The following is a 23387-nucleotide window of genomic DNA, read 5'->3' as shown; positions in this document are numbered from 1 at the left end:
ATATAGATCTTTTTAAAACTAATTTTTCCTTAATTTTAGAAGTAGAATTAACAAAAGAGCAATAGTACCACAAACAAAAAAACCAATAAATAGAGGCAAAGCGGTGTCTGTAATATAACTACCAATAAAAGTTGCAATTGGCACTGCCATAATAGTAGAAACAAAACCATTAATAGCCGCTCCAACACCTGCAATATGGCCTATAGGTTCCATTGCTAAAGCTCTAGTATTACCAAATAAAAATCCGATTGAAAAGAATTGCAAACCAAAAAATATCAATAAGACATAAATATTCGGATTCGTATCTCCATAAAAAAAGAGAATGTAGATTAGTGAAACTACCGTAAACATTATTGTAAAAAAGGAAACTAGTTTAAACATTCCCATTTTTACGACAAGCTTTCCATTTAAAAAAGTAGCCATTCCAATACTAATTGCCAAACAAGCAAAAATAAAAGGAAACTCTTCTTCTAAGTGATACTGTTCTACAAAGATATGTTGACTAGCACTTAAATACACCATAAAAGACCCTGTAATAAAACCAGAGAATATGGTGAAAATTACAGCGTATTTATACTTTACAAATTCTTTAATTCCTTCTACAAATAGTGCTAACTTAAATTTCTTTCTTTTTTCTACCACTAAAGTTTCAGGTTGTCTTTTCCAGACCCAAAGCATAATGAAAACACCTATAATTAACTGACTGTAAAAAATAGATTTCCATCCGTAAGCATCTAATAATATTTTACCTAAAGCAGGAGCAATAACAGGCACTAAAAGAAAGATTACCGTAATAAAAGACATAACTCTCGCCATATAATTACCGCTAAAACGGTCTCTAACCATAGCAATACTTATGGTTCTTGGGGCAGATAAGCCTATTCCTTGTAAAAACCGACCAACAATCATCATTTCTAAATTAGTGGCAAAAAGACAAATAAAACTAGCGAGTACAAAAACACTAAAACCAACATAGATAATAGGTTTTCGACCAAAACTATCAGATAATGGACCTGAAATAAGCTGCCCAAAACCAATTCCTAAAAAAATCATGGTTATAAATAACTGATTGTTTTTTGGGTCTATAATATGAATTGTTTCACTAATATCTGAAATAGCCGGTAATAATGCATCAATTGCAAAAGCAACTAAAGACATTAATGAAGCCATTACAATAATAAATTCCGATTCTGATTTTTGTCTAATTTTCACAAGGCAAAAGTAGTTTTATTTAGGGGTTAAAGTTGAGAAAAATAAACAAAAAAAAAGGTTGCTAAATAAGCAACCTTCTATTGTATTTTAATATTTGAAAGAGTTATTCTCTACCTATTTCATTTATAGCAGAATTATTTCCAATTCCCTTAGGATTTTCACCCCATTTATTTGCACCAGAAACACTATCTGTACACAATACTACCAATAACCAAATAGAACCAATTAACGGTATTAGAACTATAAAAAAGAACCAACCACTTTTTCCTGTATCATGTAATCTTCTTACAAGAACAGCTAAACTTGGTACTAAAACTGCCAAAGTATAAATATAGCTTAACCCGCCTAATAAAGGCGACTCTAAAGCGATACCAATCCCCGCAAACACAAAAGTTATTACAATAGAAATTATTGCATTAAATAATGTAAACATCCAATACTCTTCTCTTCTTGCTCTACCGTTAAAATCTGCGTAATGCTCTTTTACTGCTTTTAAATACCAATTCATTTTTTTAATTTTTAATAATTATACTATTCTTGACCTATTTGATTAATTTCTGAACTATTTCCTTCACCTTTTGGGTTTTCTCCCCATTTATTTTCACCATTCTCACTATTTGAACAAGCTAAAATTAAATTATAGATTGGTATTAACATATACCAACCACTTTTTCCAACATCATGCATTCTTCTTGCTGTAACAGCTAAGTATGGCACTAAAACAGCTAAACTATAGAATGTTTCAAGGTAACCGTCTTCACCAAATTCTCCGTAATTTGTACCAAAAATTTTGTCCATAAACATAAAACCGATGGAAATAATCGTGTTTATTAAAACAAACATCCAATATTCTTGACGTCTTGCTCTTCCTTTAAAGTCTGAATACTGTTTTATTACTTTTATATACCAATTCATTCTCTAATGTTTCGTTTTTTTAATAAGCGCACAAATATATTATTTATTCTTTACCAACAGCATTAATCTAATTATTTTTACACTTGTTTTAAGTGTTAGGCCTTATGAATTATGCATAACTGTTTTCCTTAATATAATTTTCTACTAAAATAAAGCTCATAGAAGTGATGAATTTCACAAACGATAATTACTTGATTTACTTAACCCATATCTTTCCTATTCATCGTTTTCCTTTACGATATCTTATTCTAAAATAATCCTCTAGATTTTAACTCCAAATACTTGTTAATGGTATCACCAGTTAAGTTTTCTGGTTTTGTTAAAACAGCCTGAATTCCGTATTTTTTGAGTTCTTTTACAATACTTTTCTTTTCGTACATGAATTTTTCTGCAATAATACTATCATAAACCCCTAGAACATCTTCACTTTGTGTTGTGGTTAAAGCTTCTAATGCAGTATTTTCAAAAAAGACCACCAAAACCAAATGGTTTTTAGCCAACGCCCGTAAATAGGGGAGTTGCCTCTTTAAACCATCCATAGTTTCAAAATTTGTATAAAGAATAAGTAAACTTCTTTGTGTAATTTTTCTTTTAACAACGGCATATAGAGTACTAAAATCCGACTCTGAGAAATCTGTTTTAATATTGTGTAATGCTTCCGAAATTAAACTCATCTGAGAGTTTCTTTTTTCTGCAACTACCCAATCTTCCAACTTTGTTGAAAACGATAACATGCCAGCTTTGTCTTGTTTTCTTAAAATAACATTGCTAATTGCCAACGTAGAATTGATTGCATAATCTAACAGACTTAAATTATTGAAATGCATTTGCATAGCACGACCTTTATCGATAATAGCATAAACAGGTTGCGATTTTTCTTCTACATATTGATTGATCATCAACTGGTTTCTCTTTGCAGTGGCTTTCCAGTTTAAAGACCGAATATCATCACCAGAAACATATTCTTTAATTTGTTCAAATTCTAAGGAATGACCAATTCTTCTTACTTTTTTTGTTCCGTAAGAAACAGCATCATTGTTAAAAGCTTTAAAATCGAATTCTCTTAACTTTAGGAATGAAGGATAGCATTTCACCTCTTTTTCTTCTCCTAAAACGTGTTTTTTAGTTGCTAATTGCAACGGAGAACTTGCGTACACATTGATGTATCCGAATAAATAAACACCTCTTTCTGTCGGAATTAAATCGTAATGAATGGTTTTTTCTTCTTTTTTTGATAGGATAATATTGAAGATAAAATCTCTTTTTTGAAATTGAAACGGAATTTCTTCTATAATAGAAAGATGAGCTTTAAAACCGTATAAGCTTTGCAATTGCATCGATATTTTATTTACATCTCCATTAGACAATCGCTCTGGTAAATAGCGATTCACCGTAATTGCATTTTTGGTGTTGTATAAAATAAAAACATCAACCAATAGTAACACCACTAAAACAAAAAGCAATACTTTTGAAACCACAAAAAAGAAAGGAATGAAAAATCCAACCACAAAAAGAGCTGCGATGGTTCCTAAAATGTAGAAAAATCGATTGTTTAAGAATAAAGTGTTGTAAAAATGTTTCAATATTTTGTGTAATTGTGTTTTTTATTTGTTTTGTCATTTCGACCTTTTGGGAGAAATCTCATAACAGTGAGAACATAAAAGTGAGCTACTTTATGTGATTTCTCCTAGCGTCGAAATGACAAAAGATAGTGAAATTAAAAGCATATTTTTACCTCGGAATTTCCACTGCCTCAATAATTTGCTCTATAATCTGCTTGCTTGTTAAACCTTCCATTTCTCTTTCTGGCGTTACAATAACTCTGTGTTGCAATACCGGTATTGTGGCTCTTTTAATATCTTCTGGAGTCACAAAATCTCTACCTTCAATGGCTGCAAACGCTTTTGAAGCTCCTAAAATAGCAATACTTGCTCTTGGAGAAGCGCCTAAATATAAAAAGGAATTCGTTCGTGTATTCACTACAATATTCGCAATGTATTTTAGTAAATTTTCTTCAATTTTTATCTGATTGACTAAATTTCTAAATTCATTTATTTTAGCTCCAGAAATTACTGTTTCAATTTTACTTGCTTTTGTGGTGTTTTCTAAAGCTTGCTCTTTTAAAAGAATTTGTAATTCTTCATCTGCATTTGGGTAATCGACATTAATTTTGAATAAAAAACGGTCTAATTGTGCTTCCGGCAAACGATACGTTCCTTCTTGTTCTATAGGGTTTTGCGTTGCTAAAACTACAAAAGGTTCTTGTAATTGAAACGTTTGTCCGTCTATAGTAATTTGTTTTTCTTCCATCACTTCAAACAAAGCAGCTTGTGTTTTTGCAGGTGCTCTGTTTATTTCATCGATTAAAATCATGCTCGAAAAAATAGGCCCTTTTTTAAACTCAAATTCAGATGTTTTTACATTAAAAACTGAAGTTCCTAAGATATCTGAAGGCATTAAGTCTGGCGTAAACTGTATTCTACTAAAGCCAACATCTATAGTTCTTGCTAGCAATTTAGCAGTAATCGTTTTAGCAACTCCAGGTACACCTTCTATTAAAACATGACCATCTGCAAGCAGTGCAACAATCAATAAATCCATCATGTCTTTTTGACCTACAATTACTTTTTGTAGTTCTTTTTTTATCTTAAAAACACTCTCTTGTAATTCAGATAAATCAATTCTATTTTCAAAAGAGATACCTTGTTGTACTTCTTCGTTATTTGGTGCTTCCATATCTTATTTATTTAAGAAATTTTCTATCATTTTATGTAAGACAATCAATTCTTCCTCAAGGCATTCTACCTTCTTATTTAAAGTAATAATTGTATTTACTAAATATTTTGTTCTCTGCAAATCATTACCAGATTTAGCCGCTAATTTCTCTATAAAATCAGCATTTAAATTACTGGTATCTAAAAGGTATTTAGAACGAACCTTCTCTAAAAAGTAGGCTATTTTTTTATCAACTAAATTCTTATGATCTTGTTCTTTTAAATACAAATTGGCAATGGTCTGAGTAAATTCTACTGTCGAATTTTGTAAGGGTTTTATAATAGGAATCGGACGTTGTTTTCTTCTTGCATTGAAAAGCATAAACAATAATAATCCTATGAATGAAACAAATAAAAACCAGGTTAACGTTGGATGCTCTAAAAAGAATTTAAACACATTATTATCATCCTCTTTTTTATCTTCATATTTACTAGATTTTATCTGCGGATCCCAAATTACGTCTGCATTTGGTAAATACGAAAATACATTGGCTGCATATTCCTCATTACCGTTTAACAAATAATAATTGGTAAAGGCAATGGGTTGTGTGTGTAAATAAAAAGCTCCTTCTCCATAATGAATTTTGATAAAATTAGGCACTTTTTCTCCATCAACAGCAAAGGTTCCTAAAATACTGGTGGTGTTTTCATTGTATTGTAAAAAGTAGTTTCTTCTAATATTTCTATCAAATGAAAATGACGTTTTAGAAAAAGCTTTGTTATTCAATTCAAAAGTTCCTTCTAACTTTTTTAAACCCTTTACATCATATACATCTTTATCTAAATTATTGGTGGTAAACCTTAAAGAGGATTTTAAACTGTCTTTAAAACTATTAAATGCTAAAAATACGTTATTTCCTTTAGAGACAAAGTCTAAAAGCTCGGTAACACCAGTATTTGTCAGTTTATAAGCACCATGTTTTATCGCAACATAATTGTGCGTTTTTGTGCTATCATACGCTGAATTAAAGGCTAAATAGTCATAAATATTTTCCTTTAACAAGTTTACTTTTTGATTCTTAAACAGCGTTCCAGCTTCATTATAAATAATATAATTGCCAAACGGACTTTTCTCTTTCTCTTTAAAATTCTCACTCCAATCTGTTTTATCACAACCAATTAGTAGAAACAAGAGCAGGAGAGGAGCGTATTTTTTTAAATGTTGTAGTATCATTATTTTAAAGTGTTTTTAAAAGATTGATACTTGCTTTCTGCCAATTTAAAATTGGTTTCATCTATCGGGAAATCTCCATACCATACATAAGAATAAACGTACGATAAATACGAAAAATCAGTTCTTGTAGTGGTGTTTTCTATTTCAAAAAGGTATTCTGAATTGGTTTTATCTTTATGATAATCAATTAGTTTCTTATCTGATAGCGTTTTTAAAACTGATAAATAATAATAACGAATTGCCAATCGATATTCCTTATTTTGAATAGCATTTTGTAACAATCCGTCAATATCTGTTTCATGAATATCTTCATCTTCATAAATCAGTTTTTTTGCCACTTTCTTTTTAGACTTTTTAAAATTCCAGAAATTGGTTTCTGTGCCTAAAAAGGTTTTTAAAATAATAAATATGATAATTCCCCCTAATATGAAAGGAAAAATATTACTGATAAAAAACAAAAATGCTCCAACAAATGCAGATTCTCCTACAGAAGGTTTTAATGGCTCTGCCTCTTCAATTTCTTCTTCTGTATATTGAAACTCTTTGTCGTTATATTTTTCTTTTATATTTTCTGTAAACGCTCTTTTTTGCGCATAATCAATAGACTTCTCATAATGAACAGTGTCTTTCTCTAACAAAAGAAGACTATCGTTTTCAACCAGTCCATAACTAATGGAAGTAAAAAATAAGACGAAAAGAAATACCTTTTTTTGCATTAACGTAAATGATGTTTATTAGCTACCTTAAAAGGTAAAATTAAGTAGTAATAACTAATAGTAGCTAAACTAAAACCAATGATTGCAAAACACAAAACGGTAGGCATAATATTAGAATATCGGGTAATATAACCTTCTAAAAAAGCGGCTGCTAAGGTAAACGGAATCGTACTTATAAAAATATAAAACGCTGCTTTCATCCCTATTTTAAAGGATTCGAAGCGTTTGTATGCTCCTGGAAACAAAATACTAGCTCCAATAATATAACCAGCTGCTGCTTCTATGATCATACTAAAAATCTCGTAGGTTCCATGAATCCAAATTCCTTTTAAACTGTCGAACAAACTATTATTTTGATAAAAGAATGCTTGAAAAACAGCTACCATAATGGCATTATATACTACGTAAAAACCGGTACCAATACCTATAAATAAACCAGATAAGAACATTTTTAAGCCAACGCGTTGGTTATTGTCGTAAATACCAATAAAAGTTCCCCAATTGCTGCCTCCTTTATAAATTGCCATGGCATCGCCACTTTCTATGTTTTCTAGCGTTTGATCTATATAATTGTTCCCTAAAATCTGTCTTGCAAAAGAAGTATCGTTTAATGTTGATAACAAACCGATGAAAAAACAAGCAAAAAAGACAATAAAAGACAAATAAATATATTTTCTGTATTGGTAGGCGAGTAGTGGTACTTTGTCAAAAAAGAAATATAATAAAACATTTTTGTTGCGTCTTTTTGAGTGATATACCTTGTCAAAACTAGACTTTGCCAACTTATTTAAATACTGAGTAACTTTACTTTTAGGGTAATAGGTTTGCGCATATACCAAATCATTCATGATTTTTATATGCAGGTTTGCAATGTCGTCTGGACTTTTTTTCTCTTTATTTGAAAAACCTTGTTCAAATTCGAGCCATTTTTCTTTATTTTGCTTTATAAAAGCGACCTCTCTCATACAGAGCGAATTTAACCATTGCATGAAAAGACTCCAAATAAAAACAGCACAAAATGTAAACATCAATTTTACCCTTGCAAATGTTGGCCAAAGGCTATTTGCATTTGGCGTAGATAATGTTATAAAATTTGCATATCTCTATTTTGCCATTGAAATTTTAGACTTTAGAATGTTTCAAACTGCACTAGAAGGAGATTCTTGGTCTTTACGTGCCATAGATGTATTAATCTTTCTACCGGTTACTTTTTATTCTTTGTATTCGGAAATACTCTTAAACGGACAAACAGTTGGTAAAAAATTATTGCATTTAAAAGTTATTAATATTGATGGTTTTAAACCTTCTACAACAGATTTCATTATCCGTTGGTTTTTAAGAGTGGTAGATTTTAACCTTTTTACATTACTATTTGTTTATGTGGCTTCATTAGGATTAGACGATGAAATAGCTTTATTAATGTTGCTTTTTTTCTTTGGAAAAATGATTGGTTTTTTATTGATATTATTCACCGATAATCAACAACGTTTTGGAGATATCATTGCCAATACGGTTGTTGTTTACCTAAAGGATGATGTACAGTTTTCTGAAACTATCTTAGAAAATATTTCCAACGCATACGTACCAACATATCCGAATGTTATTAAACTGTCTGATAACGATGTGCGTATTATTAAAAACACGTTTAATTCAGCAAAAAAATATAATGACTTTAAAACCTTGATAAAACTAAGGTCTAAAGTTTTGGAAGTAACCGGAATTAAATCTATTCATAAAACAGATAAAGAGTTTATAGATGTTGTTTTAAAGGATTATAATTTTTACACTCAGAATATGTAATAGGATGTATTATTTCTTGAAAAAGAGTAAGAGGTGTTGTTTGTTAAAAACTCTATTTAACATAATATAAATTATAATACACTTGTATAATAATTTCTGTATAGCCGTTTTTCACGGATTTTTACACATAATATAAGATATAACACCTTTAGGTTTAAATCGTCCGATATTATGTTAAAAGAAATTATGGGTTAATTTACTTCTAAGATTTAATTGATAGATATCTTTCTCTATAATTATTAACATTACAAAAATATTCCTTTAGATGTGTTTTATAATTCTTCAACACTTTTTTATTTTAATTCCGTAGAATCTATTATTTGGTACTATGTAGAAATATTTTTTAAATACACGATTCTCAGAAACCGCATTTTTAGTTAGAAAACAGATTGCCAGTTCGAGTGATTTCGATTTTTTATAGAAATTGTATCGAGAACCTTTTTTTATGCAATGTTACTTATGGAAAAAAATTCTCCGTCATTCTATCAATATAAATGTTGCTGTATATTTGTTAATAATAAAACATTCTTCTATTTCTCTGCTTTTTATAATATAGCGTTTACTCTAGTGTTAACTTTATTATGTTAAATACAAAATAATTGATAAAGTTAATCAAATATAGGATTAAGCTATTTCAAATAGTAATTCAAAATTGTAACTATTAATTTTTTATTATTTTCTTTTTTTTCTTGACCTTTCGACTTCGCTCAAGATAAATTCAAAAGAAGCAAAAAAATCAAGATACACATATAATTTTGGAAACAATAACGGCTCGTTTCTCTATGTTTTAGGTTATTTAGCGTTCAAAAAATGTACACAAAGTACATTTTTAGTTAAATATTATTTTAGTTAATTTTTATAAATAACTACAATCATCAACTGGATAATTATATTTATGTAGTCTAAAATATTACGTTCCACTCCCCTATGGTTTTGTTAAAATTATAATAGGTCCAGTAAAATTTAATAAACTAAATATACTTTTTCATATAATTTTCTAATTCTTTAAAAGCTAAAGGAAACTTCTTTTTTCTTTCCGAAAATTCATATGGAATTATTGGGTCATCTCCTAAATATCGTTCTAAAATTCTATCAAAAATCTTATTTTTCGCTGTTTTGTGAATAATTGGTGATTCTCTTATAAAATTAACTATTGGATATTTGTTAAGGAATTCAGTACTAATTGAGCTTTCGACTGGTTTACCGATTTTTATTGAAACCCAAGCTTTATATTCATTTTCTTTGACATAAATATTATAAATATATCTAGAAAATCTATTTGTTTTATTTATAAATAAATGATTAAATTTTACTGTTATTCACGGTCGCAATCATATAGTTCGCTATTGGCCCTGGAAGGTTTGGTACTTTGTAAAAAACACGTTGAAGCACAACATTTAACTCTTCTTTATTTTCGATTTTTTTACCAAAACCACCATACACAACGTGGCCATCTATTTTTATACCCGCAGCATCTAATAATATTAAATTTTTAACATCATTAGGGTATTTTATAGTGTAGGCAGCAGCTGTATGTCCGCCCATTGAATTACCTATTAGATTAAAGTTTGTTACGCCAAGTTTAGTTAAAAACGATTTTAGAAAAGTGGCTTGTCCATTAATAGAATAGTCCAGTCCCTGTTTTCTTTCATTATCGCCGTGTCCAGCTAAATCAGGAAGAATTAGATGATAATCACTCGATAAGAATTTAGCAGTTTGTAAAAAGCTACTTTTATCATCTGCCATTCCGTGAAGCATTACAAAGTCCGGTTTATCTTCATTCGCTTTACTCTCGTAAAAATGTACGGTGTATCCATTTATTTCCACCGTTTTCTTTTCTAAGTTTGCTGCATTGGCATAACTAACATTTGTTTGATCTACCAACACTTTTGGAAAAAAGAAAAATACAATAACTCCAATTACTATTAAGCCAGCGATAATACCTCCAATTATTTTAAAGAATTTTTTCATAAGTTATATGATTTTTATAAGGTTTATAATTTGGTAATAATGGTCTCTTCTGAAAATCTAGATTTTGGAAGTTTAGAATTGAAATCGGTGTCTTTTCTGTATCCTAAAGACACTAAAGCTAAAGCCGTATATCCTTTTTCGTGTAAGCCAAACTCTTTATCTAAAGCTTTTACATCTACGCCTTCCATTGGGCAAGCATCTATACCTAAAACTGCAGCTCCTGTTAGCAATGACCCCATATTAAGGTATACTTGTTTTTCTATCCAAGGTTGTACATCCTTTAGGTCATATCGATGCAGGTTTGCAAACATCATACGTCCTGCATAAGCTTGGTCTTTATATTCTTGTTTTGCATAACGCCCGTCTTCGTCCTCTTTATCTTGAATGCTTTTTATATAATTCTCATCGACATTTGTTCTTGCTGCAATTACAATTACGTGAGAAGCATCCAAAACCTTTGGTGTATTAAAAGGAAAGGTTTCTTCCGTGCCTTTTGCAATACGCTTTTTTCCAGCTGCCGTATCAGCAATTATAAAATGCCAAGGCTGTAGGTTTATACTTGATGGACTTAAACGTAATAAAGATTTGATTTGATTAAAGTCTTTATCCGATATTTTTTTTGTCGCATCAAATTCTTTTACGGTATAGCGGCTGTTTAAAATCTCACTTAAATTCATCTTTTTATATTTAGTTGGTAAATTATACTATCAAAATTATAGTTACAAAAGTATGTGTAGTTTCATTGCTGTGCAATAACGGTCATAAAGTATAGTATAAAGTAATTTTATAACACACTTTTAATCAATTTTTTAAATATAAATATTTTTACTATATAAAATATAGTTGCATACTAAATTAAAGTCCATTAAATTTGCAGAAGAATCTATTAAAAAGAGAGTATATATTCGTATGTTACTTTCATAAATATATATCATTATGGACAGAAAAGAACTGTTTGAAAAAAAGCCAAAGATTAAAATAAACGATAAAATATCCTTCTGCCCAACAAGTGCAGCAATGGAATTGATTGGCGGAAAATGGAAAAGCGTAATCCTTACCCACTTAATTGGCGATAAAAAACGTTACAACGAATTGAGAAAGGAAATTCCAGGTATTACAGAGCGTACTTTAAGTTTACAATTGAAGCAATTAGAAGCCGATGGTATGGTTAGCAGAAAAGTCTTTACAAAAAAACCACCTTTAAAAGTAGAATATAAGCTTACCGAATTTGGTGAAACCCTTACACCTATTTTAACCCTAATTACTGAATGGGGTTTACACGCTGCAGAAACAAAAGGTGAGTTTATTTTTGAGGATGCGAAGTAAATTAAATAAGGCTATCCAAATTGGTAGTCTTATTATTTTTTTAAACTAAAGCGTTTAGAATAAACTATCCGTTAGTACTAATAATTTTTCAATTTTAGCTCCATCATAAGCATCTGGATATGCTTGCGAAAAATAGCCTTTTGGATCTCCTTTATCATTATCAAAATACTTTCCTGAATCGTCTTTATAAGTTTTAGAAGTCACTAAATCATACAAAATATCCGCACCTTTTTCTGCCGGAGACCAATAACAAGCTCTGCAAAGTGTTCTGAAAAATCTAAGTGCTGCTATGCGAGTGTCTCTGACTTCGTACCCACAACAATGAGCAAACAATAATATACAAACAAAAAGCACAGCGAGAGTTGTGCTTTATTTATTGTTAATGATAATAAGCGGGTGCATTTTGTTTATTTGGTATTACTTCATCTTTGCTGTAAATATATTTCGAAGCACCTCTAGTTCTTTCTTGTATTTCAAATCTGTTCTTGAGGCAAAATACAAGGTGTTTTCGGTTTTTACTTTTCCTTGCCAAACTAAATTGATCTCTTTATTCGAAATCTCCTTTTGACATAGAAAATCTGGCACTAATGCCAATCCGTTTTCATTAGATAAACATCGAATGATAGAAGTGATATTAGGCAAAATATAGTTGGGTTTAAAAGAAGGTTTTTTATTGAAATTCTCAAACCAAAAACGTCTAAAATGCTCCATTTCGTTGGAGGAACTATACCAACTATTTTTCAATAATTCCGCTTCTAAGGCATTCAAATTATTAGCTTCGATGTGCTTTTTTATCTCGGTCGTATCCGTTTTATTTCCTGCAATGAGAATAATTCTTTCTTTCGAAAAAGGGACATACTCCACCAGCGATTTTTTATCATTTTGTTTTTTGGGCGTAATCACTAAATCTAAAATGCCATTATTCAAGTCTTTTATTAAATCGGTATGCGCACCAAATCGTGCCACTAGGTCAAAATCCAACTTCGGAATTTCGGGTTCAATAATGAGTTGGAACATCTCAGAACACATACCAATGTTTATAGAAGGATTTGTTTCTTGCGTTGTTCTTTTAAAATGCTGTTCGGCAATTTCCAACTTGTTCAGCGATTCTATAATGTATTCGTATAAAAATTTTCCATCCTCCGTAGGAATCATTTTTCTGGAAGTGCGTTCAAATAATTTTTTCCCAATATAGGCTTCTAAGGCATTCAAGTGCAAGCTAACACCAGGTTGAGATGAATATAAAGCAATTGACGCTTTCGTTAAAGTGCCGTTTTCATATACTTCTTTAAATGTTCTATACCACTCTAAATTGACCATAACTATTAATATTATAATACAAAGGTATGATTTGTATTATTTTTACAATACAAAAAGTCAACTTAATTTTGTCCCATAATTAAACAAAGAAAGATGAAAAATATATTTATAATAAATGGAAGTCATCCATTTGCACATTCTGGAGGTCGATTTAACGAAACACTTTTCAATAATACAATTGGTTACTTTGATTCAAGTGAGAATTTTGCTGTAAAATCTACTCAGGTTGGTGACGATTATGATGCAAAGGAAGAAGTAGAAAAATTTAAATGGGCAGATATCGTTATTTACCACACCCCTATTTGGTGGTTTCAGATTCCATTTGGTTTCAAAAAATATATCGATGAAGTTTTTACCGAAGGTCATCAAAACGGAATTTATAAAAGCGACGGAAGAAGCAGAACAAATCCAGATATCAACTACGGAACTGGTGGATTGATGCACGGAAAAAAATACATACTCACCACTAGTTGGAACGCACCCAAAACAGCTTTTACCTTAGAAAATGAGTTTTTCGATCAAAAAAGTGTTGATGAAGGGGTTATGTTTGGGTTTCACAGAATGAATGCTTTTACAGGTATGGAATTGATAGGTACACACCATTTTCACGATATGGAAAAAAATGCAGATGTACCTCTGGAGTTAGAAAATTACAGTGGCTTTTTAAACAAAATTACTTTGAAGATGTAATTACTATGACTTTCTAAAAGTTGATTTTTAGATCTATAAAACAATCTATTAGTATACAATCGAGCGAAGCCGAAATCTATTATTGATTATTGACTTCGCTCGATTTTGCAACTGTACTATTTTGTAAATCGGATGGATTTTAATTTAACTGATTTCCGCGTCATTTTTTATATTAGCCCACCACCTTCACTTTTAACCCAATCTTTAATTATAAACTCTTCAAATTCATCTTCTTTAGCATGTTCCAACACGATTATTTGAGGTTTAACTTTTGTATTTTTAAATATCAATTCAATTTCTTCATTTAGAACTTTAAAAATATCTTTAACTCGTTCAATATTAACATCAAATTCAACTTTTTCTTCTGGATCATTTAATTCAGTCTTCTTAGCTGTTCTAGGGAAGTAGACTTGACTAGGTTGGTCTATCATTAAGAATGATGGAATTATTGATTTAGGATTACTACAAGATAAATGTAAGAAAGATAAAAATAAGGAAAGGTGACAGGCTAGCCAATTTGCACCACTTCCCATTTCGTATAATCTTATTTTTTCTGATTTATGTTTATGATAAAAACTAAAATCATCAATATTAAAATGAAAGTCAATAGGTTTTAGTTCTTTTTCAAAATCTAATTTGCTAGCAATTCTATCCATTTGTTCTTTTATGAATAATTCTGTTTCAGATTTGAATTGCTTTAAATCTTTATACTTCAAAAATTCTTTATTATATAATGCTAGTTGTTCTTTTAAGGTTACTAAGTCGGAATTAAACTTAGATAAATCGTTAGACTCCAAAAGGTGTTTGATTGTTGTTTCTAAAATACCTTTTTGGTATATTATTGATTCTCGTTTTCCTTTTATTTTTTCTATGTCAACATTTTCTTTTGTAAGTATTTCAATGTTGTTAGAAATTGATTTTATTTTAGTGTTTATTGCTTTTTTATCTATTCTAAATTTCTGAATTATTTGAGTACTGTCTTTTGAAAATGTATTAACTTTTGTAAGTTCTTCAATTAGTTTATTTTTTGATTCATTTAGTTTATCAATGTTCTCATTAATATGTGAAACTGAATTGTCACAAAGTGGGCAAGTTAACTTGACTATTGTTGTATTATATTTTTGTTTGGCTTTAGTTTGTCTTAAATGTTTTGCATAATCTAAACTATCATCTGAATTAGATAATAAACTAGAAATAGCATTTTCAATTTCATTTTTCTCAACATAAAGTAATTCTCTTTCATTTTCTAATTGTGCTACTTTAGTATATGATTTTGTTTGGTCTGTAAGTATTTTTGGAGGAATAGGCAGATTAAGACCTATCCTCTTTAATTCACCTAATGAAAGCTCTTTTTCAAGAGTTAGGTCTAGCATTGTGTAATAAATTTGTATTTGATTTCTAATATTATCTTGTTGACTAGATGTTTTCTGTTGAATTCGTTTTAAAACTTTTTCTTCAGCTGTTATTTGCCTTTCAGTATCCTTAATCAATTTCACTAATTGATAATATTCACTATTAGCTACACCTAATAAAACAGGTAAAGCTTGAATAACTCTTTTACGCTTTACCAAATCATCAAAACGGTAGAATAATGCGTGTTTATTAGCAATTAAATTTTGATGTTGAAATAAAAAGGAAACAGCATCTCTAATAGATAATTTTCCTGTGTTCCATTCATTATAATCCGACTCAAATTTTTTAAATGACAAACCTAATAATTCTTCAAAATCATTTTGTACATCATTTTTTATTGGCTTTAGTGAAATGTCATTAAAATACTCATATTTAAAATCTTCAATTATTTTATAGTCAGTTTCTATTTTCAAGTATGCACTACTCATTTTTCCCGTTTTTGGTGCAGGACGACCAATAACAATATAAAAATCATTGACTTTATAAACGACTACAAATAATTCTGCAAAATCAGTTATTTTTCCAACAGGAACACTTGACCTTGATGAAAATAGACAATAATCAATTATTTCAATAAGTGCACTTTTTCCAGTCTTTGAATCTCCGGTTATGATATTTAAACCATCTTCAAAAGGTACAAATCGTTTACTTCCTGTATTGCTAAAAACAGCAATTTGTTTTATTGTTGTACTCATAATTCTGTAATTCTAAGTTTTTTAAATACTGATAAATATTGCTCTTTACCCAAAATAATACCTAGATTATATGATGATTTATAGATAGGTCTTAAGTAAATATCTTTTTCATCATTGAAATGAATTTCTGTACTAGCTACTAAATATTTATCTATCTCTAAATCAATTTCATTAGCAAGAAGAATAATAGCAGTATTTGTTGTTTTACGGTAATCATTCATTCTTTGGTTTAAAGAACTGACGAAGACATCAAAATCTGTATTGACAATAAATGCATTAAATTTTGAATTTGTTTTTAAATTTTTTAATTTACTCTGAATTTGATTATTATAAATAAAAGGTAATAAAAGATATACTAATTCGGTCTTTATACATTTTGAATTAACAGATTTGGCACCACTTAAAAAGTGATGTAAAATTTTACTAGTATGAAATGGTGAAAACACCAATCTTTCTATATCACTCGCTTTCATTTTCTAGTTTTAGATTAATACTTATGGTTTTATTTTCTATATTATATAATAACCGGCCTTTAGGGTAATATGATCTTGTATTTGTTATTCCTTCTATTTTTGTTTTTGATGAAATTTGAATATTACTATCGTCAAAAAAACGTCTTGATTTCTCGTTTAAGTCGCATTTTTCGGTGAGTTGGTCTAAATGACTATCTTTAAGGTCTAAAATATCTTCTTTGATATCTTCATCATAATTATCAAGATTTTCAGATAAGCTAGTTCTTGCTTCAATCATTTTTATTTGACTTTCATAAGCTTTTAAATAATTATTCATAGCAGGACCAATTTTCTTTGGATATTGGATTTTCTCTAACTCTTTTACAAAATGAAAATTTTCTTTTGTAGAAATATCAGCAGTTACTTTAGAAATAGGAAAACTTAAATCTTCTATTTTATACCTATTTGCAAAAGTCCGAGAATTTTCTCGAAAAGAATCTATTACAATTTCCCAAATATAGTCTGTTGTATTAATTAGCTGAAGTGAAATGTATCCAAATAAATAACAAATAAATTCCTCTCTATTTTTTAATTCTATATGACTTGTTACAGCTGGATGTTCTAATAAAATATCTTTATAATATTCTTTAGCTGATTCTTGATTATCTTTTATTTCAAATTTATCGAGAAGGTTTTCTAATTCCTTTTTATCAAATGTTTTTACATTATCATAGTATGCTTTTATTGTGTCATTTGATTTTACGGCAATTATTTTCTTTTTTTTGTCAGATTTATTTAAATCTTTCCACTTTTCAAATATCGAGCCTGTTTTTATTTCTGCTGTAGTATGAAGTATGAACTTGTCATAAAAACGAAATGTATCATATTCTTTTATTATATTGGAAAGAGTTTTCCAGAAGTCAAGATGGGTATCAATTAATTTTTTATCAACATCAATAGAATGTTTAACTTCAGTTGATATCTTTTCATCTGAAACATCTCCCAAACACTCTAAATAAATCTTTGTGCCATCTTTTGCTTCAAAACATTCCTTTAAAGCAACCATTTCTTGATATTTAAATCCTAATATTTTAGTAGATGCATCAGATTTTGAACTCATAGTTTATTTTTCTTAAATGGCATACAAATCATTTATTTGCATCACGACACAAAGTCACCTATTTCTAGGTGTACATGTGTCATAAGTATGATACTTTATTCATTAAGCTAATGTAAGATAAAACAATGAAAATTATTACGTATATCAAAGCAAAGCAAACATATATAAAAAATATTCTTGGTATCTCAAAATCCCTAGCCCAGATAGAAGTGTAGCTCTTTTTAATCTTGCCTTTTTTGGCAAGATTAAAAAAGCGGGAACGGATAGCTGGAAATAGCTCCAAAAAAAAACTACTATCATCAAATTTCACCGAACAAAAAAAGAGCTTTTGAACCATGTTTTCACATTGGTCGCAAAAGCTCCTTTTTCAAATTAAATCTTGTATTATTTAGGCAAGCATAGTCATTTTATTCACTGCAAATTCGGCAATAGCATCTTTGGCCGCAGTTTGGAACGCTACATAATGAGGCGTTGTAGCGTGTAAAGTAAGTGCCTCAGCATCTTTCCAATTCTCATACATTGTAAATGTATTGGCATCGTCATTGTCTTGAAGGCAGTTGTAGTTGATACAACCAGCTTCTTTAACACTACTGGCAACTAATTTTAGTAATTCGGTTTTAACCAATTCTCTATTTTCTTCTTTGGCTACAATTTTAGCCACAACAGTTATTTTACTCATGATTTGTCTATTTTTAGTGTCACAAAATTACAGCTTTCAGATGGCTTTACTGCCTAATTTAACGTTCTCTTCTCCCTTAAATTTGGTTTAAAAAGCCAACCAATCTGCTAAATTATGATCTCTATTTTTTAGTTTTCTTTAAATAGTCAGGAAGCTCTTTAGACAACCAATCTTGACGCACAGGTACGTGCACATCTAAGTCTACAGTTTCTTCTAAAGCCCAAAACTCGTGTGGTACATTTTCTGGAAAAACAATTACTTCTCCTGCTCCAACTTCTACAAATGTTTCTTTACCATCAATAATAGTCTTGATTTTTACTTTACCAGACATTATATAAGTAATCTGTTCATTTGGATGCTGATGCCAAGGAATATGCGCATCTTTCTCTAAATTGAAAATAGTCATTTGTCCTTTTTCTCCATGAAACCACTTACGCTTGATACCTTTTCCAATAGTTTCCGATGCCATATCATCAAAATTGAAATGTTGTACTTTTGATGTTGCTACAGAATCTATGGTGTTTACTTGTGCATTTGCTGTATTGCTAACAAAAAATGCTGTTATAGCTACTGCTATTATAATTGATTTGAAATTCATTTTATGTATATATAATTTGACTCATTGAGTCTAAAATCCTTCTAAAACTATTTTACCTTTTGCTTTTCCTGTTTCTAAAAAAGCGTGTGCTTTACGCAAGTTTTTAGCATTAATATTTCCGAAATTTTCACCTAAAGTGGTTCTAATGGTTCCGTTGTCTATTAATTGAGAAACGTTGTTTAAAATGTTGTGTTGCTCAATCATATCTTCTGTTTGAAACATAGCACGCGTAAACATTAACTCGATGTGTGTAGATACAGCTTTTCCTTTAAAAGGCATCACATTCATCACTTTTGGATCATCAATAAATCCGAATTTCCCTTGTGGTTTAATCAACTTTACAATTTCATCTACGTGTTGTTCCGTAGCATTTAAACTTACCACATATTCTGGCGCAGGAAGACTGTATTTCTCAAACTCTTCGCTCAATTTATTTCTATGATTGATAACCGTATCTGCACCCAATTCTTTTAACCAATCTGTAGTTTCCTCACGAGAAGCAGTCGCAATAATGTTCAATTTTGTAAGCTTTTTAGCCAATTGAACCATTATAGAACCAACGCCTCCAGCTGCTCCTATTATTAAAATAGATTTATTGGCATCGTCTTTAGACACCTCTAATCTATCAAACAACATTTCATACGCTGTTAATGTTGTTAATGGCAACGCGGCAGCTTCTGCATACGATAAACTTGTTGGTTTTTTCCCAACAATGCGTTCATCTACTACTTGATATTGCGCATAACTTCCTTGACGCGTAAAATCGCCAGCATACCAAACTTCATCACCTACCTTAAAAAGAGTAACGTCGTCACCAATTGCTGTTACAATTCCGGTAGCATCCCAACCAATAATTTTCCAATCGTCACCTTGTACAGGCATATTTGCACGTACTTTGTAATCTGCAGGATTTACTGAAATGGCTTTAATCTCCACTAAAACATCTCTACCTGTTGCTTTTGGAGTCTCTATCTCTATGTCTTGTAGCGAATTTACATTGTCTATTGGTAAATTCTCTTTGTATCCTATTGCTTTCATCTGAATCAAAATTATATTACAGTGATAATTTCGCTTTCTGCTAATCTAGATTTTGGAGTTTTGTTCGTCGAATTAAAATCAGATGCTGCTCTATATCCTAAAGATACCGCTACTAAAGACGTAAATCCTTTTGCTCTTAATCCGAATTCTTCATCTAACGCTTTCACATCAATACCTTCCATTGGTGTTGCATCGATACCTAAACTAGCAACTCCTAATAAAAAACTACCAATGTTAAGATAAACTTGTTTTTCCATCCAATGTTGGAGGTCTTTTAAATCAAATTTATGAATATCAGCAAATGCTTTTACAGCACCTAAAAATCCATTTTTAATATCTTCATTTGGGAATCTACCATTTTTGTCATCTATATCTGCTATATGCTTGTAATTGTCTTCATCAACATCTACTTTAGAACAAAACAATACAACTGCTGATGCGTTCGTTATTTTTGGTTCGTTAAAATGAAAAAAGCCTTGTGTTCCTTTTGCCATACGTGCTTTTCCTTCTGTACTTTCTGCAACTATAAAATGCCAAGGTTGCAAGTTTACGCTTGATGGACTCATTCTTAATAAATTTTTAACCTGTGCCATATCTTCTCCAGATATTTTCTTGGAAGTGTCAAATTCTTTAGTGGTGTATCTCCAGTTTAATGTTTCTTGTAAATTCATCTTTATATATTTTTTATTAACTATCATTTTTATAGTGACAAAAGTAAGTATAGTATTAATACCTCACAATAACGGTCATAAATGATAGTACAAAATAAATAGAAAACCGACCCAAATGGATGTACAAAAAAAGGGAATATTGGTATAATCAAAGGTGAATTAAAGGCTACTTCTTAAATTTTTCATAAAAAAGACAATAAACATGCTTTTAAAACAATAAAACGTACCTTAAGTTTAGGTAAATCCTTTATTGATACTTTTTTTGCTTTATTCAACCCATCTAAAGGTCAAGTTTATTCGTGGTCTAATTTTTTTTGTGGTCTTCGGAATTTTGTGTTTCCAATTTTCTTGTGTAGCACCTTGCATTATTAGCAAGCTACCATGAGTTAATGGAATTTCAATACGTTTTAAATCCTTACGAGTGGCGTGTTTTAACTGAAACGGTCTTGTTTCACCAAAAGTAGCAGAACCAATAACCGTATTTTTTCGTTTACCAACTTCATAATCTTGATGCCAATCTACACTATCCTTACCATCACGATAATAATTAAGTAAGCAGCGTGTAAATTTGACATCCACTTCCTTCTCTATGCGCTCCTTAATTTTTATTAACTCCTCAGTCCAAGGTCGTAACTTTGTTGTTTTCCCAACATAGGCCACTTCTAAATCCGTATCGCCATACCAAGCTGTAAGTCTGGGTAAGTCTATTTGTTTACCGTATATAGCCATTTGATCTTGCTCCCAAGTTGTATTATTTAATAGACTTGTATATAGAGCATTACTTTCTTCTATGCTGAAAAAACTTTCGAACAAGGTAACATGAGCACCTGGTAAGTCAAATACTGTTTTTATGACCTGATCTGTAGAAAATAAGTTAGGTTGATTAAACACATCCATACTTTTATTGTTTATATATTAATCGAAAAAAGACTAAAAAATTACAGCTATTACGGCTTTGTTTTACTAACTATTGCTTTGTTTTTTCTGAGGTCTTTAACAAAAAGAAAAAACATAATTATAATAAAGAAAGAGAACGGTAACGACGTAATTATTAGTAAACGCTGTACAGCTCCCAAAACATTAATATCTGCCTTAATATTACCTAATAACACCAAAGCTATCGTTGCTAATAAAATAAAAACAGACCAGATGACACGATGTGATTTACTTGGATTTTTATCACCTTTATCAGTAAACATGCTTAATACAAATACTGCCGAATCTACAGAAGTGATCAAAAAACTAATTAATAAAAACAGGGAGGTTATATTTAAAAATGTAGCGAACGGATAGTGTTCAAAAAACACAAAAATGGAAGAAAACACATTGCTAAATTCATTATTATAAATTCCCCATTGTTCTATTAATTGAAAGGCAGACGTTCCGAAAACAGAAAACCAAAAAAAAGTTCCCAAAGACGGAATAATTAAAACACCCAATAGTAATTGTCTTATAGTCCGACCTTTAGAGATACGAGCTATAAATATACCTGTAAATGGTGCCCATGCCAACCAAAATGCCCAATAATAAAAAGTCCAACCGGTTAAAAATTCTAAACCTGGATTATAATTACCAATGGCTAAACTCATTGGTATAAAGTCGATTATATAATGATAAGTAGATGTAAAAAACGCAATTAAAATACGTTTCATATCACTAGTGAAAAAGATAAACAACAAAATACCAAGGGTGACAATGATATTTAAGTTAGAGAATATTTTAATCCCTTTATTAACACCTTGCCAAGCAGAATAACAAGCCACTGTAGAAATAAAGACACAAAGTAAAATTGTAGTAATCAATCCAAAATCTTGGTTTAACAGATGATTTAAGCCACCATTAATTTGCGTAGTTCCTAAACCGATTGCTGCCACTAACCCGAAAACAGTAGTAATAATAGTTATAATATCTACACTATTTTTTAGTGTATTACTTTTAACGCTGTCTTCTATAGTTGCACTAATTCTTACCTTCTTTTTATTGACATGTAATGCATAGCCAACAATTACTGCAAAAAGTCCATAAAAAGCCCACGCCGTAAGTCCCCATTGGTAAAACGTAAACTCTAAAGCTACCGTTTGCGCAGGTAAACTAGAGTTAAAAGGCGGGTTTTGCTGCATAAAAACAGGTTCTTGCACTGCTCTTAATAAAATACCAGATCCCATTCCTGCGCTATAAAGCATAGCAGTCCAAGACCATAAAGAGTACTCGGGATTAGATGATGGTTTTCCTAGTTTTATCCTTCCATATTTTGAAAAGGCAAGTAGTAAAAGCGCTATAACACATCCAAAACCTAAGTATAAATAAAAATATCCAAAATAATTGCGTACCCACAACGAAGCACTTTCAATAGCATTATAACTTGCTTCAGTAGCAAAAAACACGATTAAAGTGCAAATAAATATGATGCTTACTGATATTGATAAAATGGAATGTTTTTTTATTTTTTCTCTAATCAAACTACTAATTTTTACGTAAAAATAGGAATTAGAATTTAAATCCTAATCCCTATTTATACTTACTATGGTAAATGTTGTCCTTTAGTTATCGATCGAATAACTTAATTAAACTACTTATGTTAGTGAGTTTTTAAAAAAACAAGTTAGTATGCCTTTGCGCAAATATATTATTAAACCATCTGTTTAAATTTATTAGTTTAATACCTGCCCATATATCATGTGCTATTAAATCCATGCATCTATCTTTAACTGTGTATATATAATTCGCTGGATCTACTGGTAAACAGAATTTTGTCATTAAAAATTTATTTAATTATTCAAATACAAGGTGTCAATAAATTTTATAAACACACAAATGTTTTTT

24 protein-coding genes are annotated in these 23387 nt (G+C 30.1%); 3 read left to right on the top strand and 21 right to left on the bottom strand.

Annotated features, from left to right (window positions below):
* Positions 1-18: 18 nt before the first annotated feature.
* The 8 genes from GQS57_RS03710 to GQS57_RS03675 form a co-directional block, all read right to left on the bottom strand.
* Complete coding sequence (locus GQS57_RS03710) at positions 19-1212, bottom strand: multidrug effflux MFS transporter (protein WP_165731218.1); 1194 nt, start codon at positions 1210-1212, stop codon at positions 19-21.
* Positions 1213-1315: 103 nt separating this feature from the next.
* Positions 1316-1720 (bottom strand): DUF805 domain-containing protein, encoded by a 405-nt coding sequence (locus GQS57_RS03705; protein ID WP_165731217.1) that lies wholly within the window; start codon positions 1718-1720, stop codon positions 1316-1318.
* 23 nt (positions 1721-1743) lie between these two features.
* A complete protein-coding gene (locus tag GQS57_RS03700) occupies positions 1744-2127 on the bottom strand; it encodes a DUF805 domain-containing protein (protein ID WP_165731216.1) in 384 nt (127 codons plus the stop codon).
* A gap of 248 nt (positions 2128-2375) precedes the next feature.
* The gene (locus GQS57_RS03695; protein ID WP_205860185.1) at positions 2376-3710 is read right to left on the bottom strand and encodes a DUF58 domain-containing protein; all 1335 of its coding nucleotides are present in this window, start codon (positions 3708-3710) and stop codon (positions 2376-2378) included.
* Between the two features lie 148 nt (positions 3711-3858).
* Positions 3859-4863, bottom strand: coding sequence for a MoxR family ATPase (locus GQS57_RS03690; protein ID WP_165731215.1), 1005 nt, complete (start codon positions 4861-4863; stop codon positions 3859-3861).
* 3 nt (positions 4864-4866) lie between these two features.
* The gene (locus GQS57_RS03685; RefSeq protein ID WP_165731214.1) at positions 4867-6075 is read right to left on the bottom strand and encodes a DUF4350 domain-containing protein; all 1209 of its coding nucleotides are present in this window, start codon (positions 6073-6075) and stop codon (positions 4867-4869) included.
* Positions 6075-6791, bottom strand: a complete 717-nt coding sequence (locus GQS57_RS03680; RefSeq protein ID WP_165731213.1) for a DUF4129 domain-containing protein — start codon at positions 6789-6791, stop codon at positions 6075-6077. Before GQS57_RS03680 ends, GQS57_RS03685 begins: the two co-directional genes overlap by 1 nt.
* The gene (locus GQS57_RS03675; RefSeq protein WP_165731212.1) at positions 6791-7756 is read right to left on the bottom strand and encodes a stage II sporulation protein M; all 966 of its coding nucleotides are present in this window, start codon (positions 7754-7756) and stop codon (positions 6791-6793) included. Before GQS57_RS03675 ends, GQS57_RS03680 begins: the two co-directional genes overlap by 1 nt.
* 22 nt (positions 7757-7778) lie before the next feature.
* Between GQS57_RS03675 and GQS57_RS03670 the strand changes: the two genes are divergently transcribed.
* Positions 7779-8591 carry an RDD family protein gene (locus GQS57_RS03670; RefSeq protein ID WP_165731211.1) on the top strand — a complete coding sequence of 271 codons (813 nt, stop codon included), beginning with the start codon at positions 7779-7781 and terminating at the stop codon, positions 8589-8591.
* 1302 nt (positions 8592-9893) lie between these two features.
* Here the strand turns inward: GQS57_RS03670 and GQS57_RS03665 are convergent.
* Both GQS57_RS03665 and nfsB (GQS57_RS03660) read right to left on the bottom strand, forming a co-directional pair.
* On the bottom strand, positions 9894-10562 hold the full coding sequence (locus tag GQS57_RS03665) for an alpha/beta fold hydrolase (RefSeq protein WP_165731210.1): 669 nt from the start codon (positions 10560-10562) through the stop codon (positions 9894-9896).
* A 23-nt stretch (positions 10563-10585) separates the two neighbouring features.
* A complete protein-coding gene (gene nfsB / locus GQS57_RS03660; RefSeq protein WP_165731209.1) occupies positions 10586-11239 on the bottom strand; it encodes an oxygen-insensitive NAD(P)H nitroreductase in 654 nt (217 codons plus the stop codon).
* Between the two features lie 259 nt (positions 11240-11498).
* Here nfsB (GQS57_RS03660) and GQS57_RS03655 point away from each other — a divergent pair, with 259 nt between their 5' ends.
* Positions 11499-11888, top strand: a complete 390-nt coding sequence (locus tag GQS57_RS03655) for a helix-turn-helix domain-containing protein (protein WP_165731208.1) — start codon at positions 11499-11501, stop codon at positions 11886-11888.
* A 54-nt stretch (positions 11889-11942) separates the two neighbouring features.
* Here the strand turns inward: GQS57_RS03655 and GQS57_RS03650 are convergent, their stop codons facing one another.
* The gene (locus GQS57_RS03650) at positions 11943-12104 is read right to left on the bottom strand and encodes a hypothetical protein (protein ID WP_165731207.1); all 162 of its coding nucleotides are present in this window, start codon (positions 12102-12104) and stop codon (positions 11943-11945) included.
* 201 nt (positions 12105-12305) lie between these two features.
* Positions 12306-13208, bottom strand: coding sequence for a LysR family transcriptional regulator (locus GQS57_RS03645; protein ID WP_165731206.1), 903 nt, complete (start codon positions 13206-13208; stop codon positions 12306-12308).
* Positions 13209-13301: 93 nt separating this feature from the next.
* On the opposite strand from GQS57_RS03645, the gene GQS57_RS03640 reads away from it, so the two are divergent.
* A complete protein-coding gene (locus GQS57_RS03640) occupies positions 13302-13898 on the top strand; it encodes an NAD(P)H-dependent oxidoreductase (protein ID WP_165731205.1) in 597 nt (198 codons plus the stop codon).
* Between the two features lie 167 nt (positions 13899-14065).
* Here GQS57_RS03640 and GQS57_RS03635 read toward each other — a convergent pair whose 3' ends face one another.
* The 9 genes from GQS57_RS03635 to GQS57_RS03595 all read right to left on the bottom strand — a co-directional run bounded on the left by GQS57_RS03635 (position 14066) and on the right by GQS57_RS03595 (position 23023).
* A complete protein-coding gene (locus tag GQS57_RS03635; RefSeq protein ID WP_165731204.1) occupies positions 14066-16006 on the bottom strand; it encodes a DUF3732 domain-containing protein in 1941 nt (646 codons plus the stop codon).
* Positions 16003-16479 (bottom strand): three component ABC system middle component, encoded by a 477-nt coding sequence (locus tag GQS57_RS03630; RefSeq protein WP_165731203.1) that lies wholly within the window; start codon positions 16477-16479, stop codon positions 16003-16005. Before GQS57_RS03630 ends, GQS57_RS03635 begins: the two co-directional genes overlap by 4 nt.
* Positions 16466-17578 carry a hypothetical protein gene (locus GQS57_RS03625; RefSeq protein ID WP_165731202.1) on the bottom strand — a complete coding sequence of 371 codons (1113 nt, stop codon included), beginning with the start codon at positions 17576-17578 and terminating at the stop codon, positions 16466-16468. Before GQS57_RS03625 ends, GQS57_RS03630 begins: the two co-directional genes overlap by 14 nt.
* 388 nt (positions 17579-17966) lie before the next feature.
* Positions 17967-18257: a putative quinol monooxygenase gene (locus tag GQS57_RS03620; protein ID WP_165731201.1), complete on the bottom strand. Its 291-nt coding sequence runs from the start codon at positions 18255-18257 to the stop codon at positions 17967-17969.
* Positions 18258-18378: 121 nt separating this feature from the next.
* Complete coding sequence (locus GQS57_RS03615) at positions 18379-18855, bottom strand: cupin domain-containing protein (RefSeq protein ID WP_165731200.1); 477 nt, start codon at positions 18853-18855, stop codon at positions 18379-18381.
* 30 nt (positions 18856-18885) lie between these two features.
* Entirely contained in the window at positions 18886-19893 is a 1008-nt protein-coding gene (locus GQS57_RS03610; RefSeq protein ID WP_165731199.1) for a zinc-binding alcohol dehydrogenase family protein, read from the bottom strand.
* Positions 19894-19904: 11 nt separating this feature from the next.
* Positions 19905-20564, bottom strand: a complete 660-nt coding sequence (gene nfsB, locus GQS57_RS03605; RefSeq protein ID WP_165731198.1) for an oxygen-insensitive NAD(P)H nitroreductase — start codon at positions 20562-20564, stop codon at positions 19905-19907.
* A 267-nt stretch (positions 20565-20831) separates the two neighbouring features.
* Entirely contained in the window at positions 20832-21461 is a 630-nt protein-coding gene (locus GQS57_RS03600) for an alpha-ketoglutarate-dependent dioxygenase AlkB (protein WP_165731197.1), read from the bottom strand.
* Positions 21462-21511: 50 nt separating this feature from the next.
* Positions 21512-23023: a BCCT family transporter gene (locus GQS57_RS03595; protein ID WP_205860184.1), complete on the bottom strand. Its 1512-nt coding sequence runs from the start codon at positions 23021-23023 to the stop codon at positions 21512-21514.
* Positions 23024-23387 lie beyond the last annotated feature (364 nt).

Source organism: Polaribacter sp. 20A6 (assembly GCF_011378915.1).
In the GTDB taxonomy this organism is placed as follows: domain Bacteria; phylum Bacteroidota; class Bacteroidia; order Flavobacteriales; family Flavobacteriaceae; genus Polaribacter; species Polaribacter sejongensis.
The sequence above is the reverse complement of the archived record's forward strand: the minus strand, read 5'-3'. Positions and strand labels throughout refer to the sequence as shown.